Annotated in this window: 2 protein-coding genes and 1 pseudogene; all 3 read left to right on the forward strand. The window is 60.8% G+C overall.

Annotation, left to right across the window (positions count from 1 at the left end; translation table 11 throughout):
* Nucleotides 1-1,140 (forward strand): annotated as a pseudogene (locus A3754_RS27735) (hypothetical protein); the annotation flags it as partial.
* Between the two features lie 169 nt (nucleotides 1,141-1,309).
* Nucleotides 1,310-1,759 (forward strand): Hsp20 family protein, encoded by a 450-nt coding sequence (locus tag A3754_RS13675; protein WP_063520132.1) that lies wholly within the window; start codon nucleotides 1,310-1,312, stop codon nucleotides 1,757-1,759.
* 249 nt (nucleotides 1,760-2,008) lie between these two features.
* Complete coding sequence (locus A3754_RS13680; RefSeq protein ID WP_063520133.1) at nucleotides 2,009-2,527, forward strand: hypothetical protein; 519 nt, start codon at nucleotides 2,009-2,011, stop codon at nucleotides 2,525-2,527.
* Nucleotides 2,528-2,598 lie beyond the last annotated feature (71 nt).

A 2,598-nucleotide genomic window follows, 5' to 3' on the forward strand; every position in this document is an offset into this window, starting at 1 on the left:
GAGGGCGGCCATCAGGCCGTGGCAGGCTGGATACTCGGCGGAGGCGGTGGGGCGGCTGCCCGGCGCAGCGGTGAGGGAGGAAACGGGGGGCAGGGTGGCGGCCTGCTGATTATCCGTACTGCACGGCTTGTGGGCGATGGACTGCTGGACCTGAGTGGCTTGCCGGGGCGTGGGATCACGGGCGTAAGCCGGGCGGATACCATTGGCGGCGGTGGTGGTGCCGGTGGCACGCTCTGGCTGGATGCACCTGCTGCAACGACGGTATCGGCAAGCATTGAGCAAACCGGTGGTGCGGGTGGCGGTGCCGGGGGCGCTGGCGGGGCAGGCCAGCCGCTGGCCGCCCGGGATGGCATCATGCCGGCTCTGCGCCCGTTACCGGTTTCGGGGGTAGCGGCTGGCTATCGCTGTCGCCCGGCGGGCCACTGGATCACCGGGCAGCTGTTCGACGACAACGGCGCCGGGGAGCCCGCTCTGGCGTTTAACGGTCAGCCCGATCCAGGGGAGCGTCGTTTGTCGGGTTGGACTGTGAGTTTGGCAGGTGCGAGCCGTGAACCCGACAGGGTCACCACGGCGAAAGGCGGCCACTTCCAGTTCCGGCTTTCCGAAGCTCACAGTCAGGGGCAGCCCCTGGCCCTGACTCTGACTCTGCCTGAACGCTGGCACGTGCCGCAATTGCCGGGACTCAACGGTCAGGCCGGTAAGCAACAAGGCGAGACGCTGCGCTGGGACTTGCGTGCGCTGCCGGATCAACATTCCGGGCCGTTATCACTGGGGCTGGTGTCTGACCCGCTCTGGCAGGGCCCCGACAATCAGCATCTGGAAGCCGGCAGCACCGCGGTACTGCGGTTTGAATATCGTGCCAGCCTTACCGGGCAGGTGCAGTTCGCCAGCGCTCACCCGGCGGTGCGCAGTTTGCTGATGGATCGCCATTGTTCCGGCAACAGCGAGCAATGGCAGAGCGGCAAAAGCCCTGCTTGGTCCGTCACGGCGGGTGAGCGGGTCTGTGTGCGAGTACCGATTCTGTTTCAGGGAAAAGGCTCTGCCATTTCCGTGACCGCAACCACCGTAGCCACCGGTGCGCCTGACGGTTTCACGCTTTCACCCCAGACCGCCACGGTAAAAATTCTTCCTGCCCCTTGAAAGTGATTTGCAGGCCCCCATTTTCTTATCCAGTGACAACTGGCCGGTTGGAGCAACGCAGACAGTCTTGAGGACTGCCGGCGGCTCCGTGTCACATCAACCATTTTTAAACCGTTTTCCAGCGGATGCCTGCGGGGTCTGCTGGTGAGATTGGAATGAGGATAGTGTGATGAATACCGGATTTTCCCTTGCCCCGTTGTTTCGCCATTCTGTGGGCTTTGACCGTTTCGATGAGCTGCTGGACGCGGCGCTGCGTGCTGACCAGTCCAATGGCTACCCCCCTTACGACATCATCCGCGAAAGTGATGGCCGCTACCGTATTGTCATGGCCATGGCCGGTTTTGCGCGCAGCGACCTGGATATCACCGTGCAGGAAAATGAACTGCGCATTCGCGGTAACCTGAAGACGGAACAGGACAGTGAGCGAACCTGGCTACACCGCGGTATTGCCCGCCGGGCTTTCGAGCGCACTTTCAAGCTGGCCGACCACGTGGAAGTGGAGGCCGCCGCTCTGGAAGATGGCCTGCTGACCGTGACGTTGACCCGCGTGGTGCCGGAAGAGAAAAAGCCCCGTGTGATCCCGGTTGACGGTGCGCCGACACCTACAAAAAGTAATTAATCGCTCACATTCTGTGACGCGGTTTTTGTGACACAGTAAAGGGGCCGTAATGGCCCCTTTTTGCTAGCTTGAACAAGGTGCACCATAGTCATGGTGTGTAATAACCGGGTGGAACAACAGGTCTGTGCGGTCATCACAAAAGGATCTAATCCGTTAGCCCCACACCCAGTAACACAAGCCGGTCAGGAAGATTGGCGTACGGTATACCCGCATAAAGCGGTCTGTTGTTCGCCACAGGGAGAGGCAGCAATGAAACGACTCTACTACTTCACCAAATCACTCGCGTCCATTCAGGGCATCACCGGTGAACTGCGTCAGGCAGGTATCGGAGAAAACCGCCTGCATGTCATGGGCACCGACACCATGGCCATCGCCCAGGCTCATGTACACGGCACCACCCCGTGGGAAGAAACCGACATCATGCATTCGGGATTTCTCGGTGCGCTTATTGGCATGGCGGCTGGTTTGTTCGGCGGCTTCTTGCTGGCAGGGCTTGATCCCTGGGGAGCCAATCTGGAGAGTGGCGCCATTATCGGAGCGACCCTGTTTGGTACCTGTTTTGGCGCCTGGCTGGGTGGCTTGCGCGGCGTCTCGTCTACCAACCATCACCTGTCTCCGTATATCGACCGGGTAGAGCAGGGTGATTACCTGATGATGGTGGATGCCGATGACGATCTGCAGGCCACCAAGGTGGAAAAGGTCATGCATGGTCATCGCCATGAGGCGGAAGAAGCCGGCCGGGAAGAGCACTTCAGTCCGTTTGATTGAGTGAACGCCGGAGGCCAGATGCAGGACGCCGGACAAAGAAATCACCGCCAGGCTGCTTGACGCGACAAGTG

The organism is Alcanivorax sp. HI0083, from assembly GCF_001635175.1.